Source organism: Campylobacter sp. TTU-622, from assembly GCF_016598965.1.
Taxonomy (GTDB): domain Bacteria; phylum Campylobacterota; class Campylobacteria; order Campylobacterales; family Campylobacteraceae; genus Campylobacter_D.
This window is the reverse complement of record NZ_JAENKR010000131.1, coordinates 1-2,259: the sequence shown is the minus strand read 5'-3', so window position 1 is coordinate 2,259 and position 2,259 is coordinate 1. Positions and strand designations below refer to the sequence as shown.

Below are 2,259 nucleotides of genomic sequence, written 5' to 3'. Positions count from 1 at the left end.
TTTCAAAAGAAAGAGAACAAGGATGAATAATATATTTTTTTTCTTTACTAAATTCTAAATTAATTACTTTAAGTAATGCCATAAATACTTTCTTGAAAAAATAAAATTTTAATTGTAACAAAAACTTAGATAAGTTTTGTTTAAAAAATAAAATTATACAATAATTTTTTTAATAATGAGATTAACTCTCATAATTATATTTTTTATAAGGAGAACAATGAAAATTTCAAAATTAGCAATATTATCTTTAAGTGCGAGTTTAGCCTTAGCACAAGAAATTGGTAATTTAGATGAAGTTAGCATAGTAGGAAGTATAGAAAAAAGCAAGGAAGTTGATTATTTTAATCCAAGAAATATAACTGTTATTGATTCAGAAACCATTGAAAAAATGGGTTTTACTCAATTAGATGAAATTATGCGCTATGAAAGCGGATTTTTATCTCAACCCTATGGTTCTGATCTTGATACCACAGATTGGCTTAAATTAAGAGGCTTTGATGCAACCTTAACTTTAGATGGAACAGCCATCTATAAAGGTGGATATTTTGGCTTCTCTCCTGATATTTATGGTTTAGAAAAAATTGAAATTATAAAAGGAGCCGATTCAATTAGCTATGGATCATCTCAAAGTGGAGGAATTATTAATCTTATCAGTAAAAGACCTCAAAAAAAATCTTTTGCCGAAGTAGGTGTAAAGGTTGGAAATTTGCAACAAAATGGAATATTTTTTGATGTAAATGATCAATTTTTAAAAGATAATACTTATTTTAGATTAGTAGGTAATTATCAAAGAGAAAATGGACAAGTTGATAAAACATGGCAAGAACATTATTATATAGCTCCAAGCTTAAATATAGACATTAATGAAAAAACATCTTTAACTATTTTATCAAGTTTTCAATATGATCAAGGAGTTCCAACAACAGCTTTTTTTCCAGCTTATGGCACACTTATAAATACTCCAAATGGCTATATAGATCCAAATACAAATCTAGGTTCGCCTTTTAGCGATTATCTAAAAAGAAGTCAAGTTTCTTTAGGTTATGAATTTATTCATTATCTAAATGATGATTTATATTTTACTCAAAATTATAAATTCAATATGGAAAATAAAGATCAATTTTCTGTTAGTTTTTCTTATCTTGATGCTTCTAATCAAAATATTGCACATAGATCTTCTGTAATTGTAGATGGTATAGCAAGAACACATACTATAGATAATAGGCTTAATTACACTAAAAATTTTGGAAAAATAAAAAATGAATTTATCACAGGTATTGATTATCAATATGCTTATGTAAGAGGTAAATATGGTTATGGGACAGCAAGTGATGTCAATATTTTTTATCCAGATTATACTCCACAAACCAAAAGCGATGTTCCAACCTATCTTGTTAAACAATCTCAACTTGGTTTGTACCTAAAAGATAAAGTAAAAATTGATAATTTTATTTTTAATGCGGGATTACGTTTTGATAAAGCAAAAAGTGATTCAAAAAGTTTTGGAGCAAAAAGTGATTATAATGTAAATCATACCTCTTTACAAACTGGAGTAATGTATGTTTTTGATAATTTAGGATTAATGCCTTTTATTAATTATTCGCAATCTTTTAGACCTATAGCTGGAAATGATGGCAATGGAAACAATTACAAACCTTACGAAGGAAGACAATATGAAACAGGTATAAAATATCTTCCTTATTTTATGGATGCTGAATTTTATCTTACTTATTTTGATTTAAAAGAGAAAAATGCTCTTATAAATGCACCTAGTGGAAGTTTTGCCTCTATTCAAAGCGGAAAACAAATTTCAAAAGGAATAGAATTTAATTCAAATATCCACCTTAACGATATATTTAATTGGTTATTAGCTTATACTTATTATATTAAAACAGATACAGACTTAAATACCATAGAAACAATTAGAACTCCACAAATGCCTAAAAATACATTATCTTCTTATTTAATTTATACTTTTGCACTTAATAACAAAAGTTCTATTCAAACTATATTTGGAGTAAGATATGTAGGATCTAGTACAGATGAAGCAGGAAATAAAGGACTTAAAATTCCTTCATACACTCTTTATGATACAGGATTGGTGTTTAATTATGATAAATGGCAAACAAAACTTAATATAGATAATATTTTTAATAAAAAATATGTTAGTTCTTGTTATTATAGTTGTTATTATGGAGAAGGAATTAGAGCGAGTTTAAGTTTATCTTATAAATGGTAAAATAAATATTATTTTAACCG

The 2,259-nt window shown here is 26.3% G+C and carries 1 protein-coding gene; it reads left to right on the top strand.

Features of this window, described 5'->3' with window-relative positions; translation table 11 throughout:
• Window positions 1–217: 217 nt before the first annotated feature.
• A complete protein-coding gene (locus JG677_RS07815; protein ID WP_200286072.1) occupies window positions 218–2,239 on the top strand; it encodes a TonB-dependent siderophore receptor in 2,022 nt (673 codons plus the stop codon).
• Window positions 2,240–2,259 lie beyond the last annotated feature (20 nt).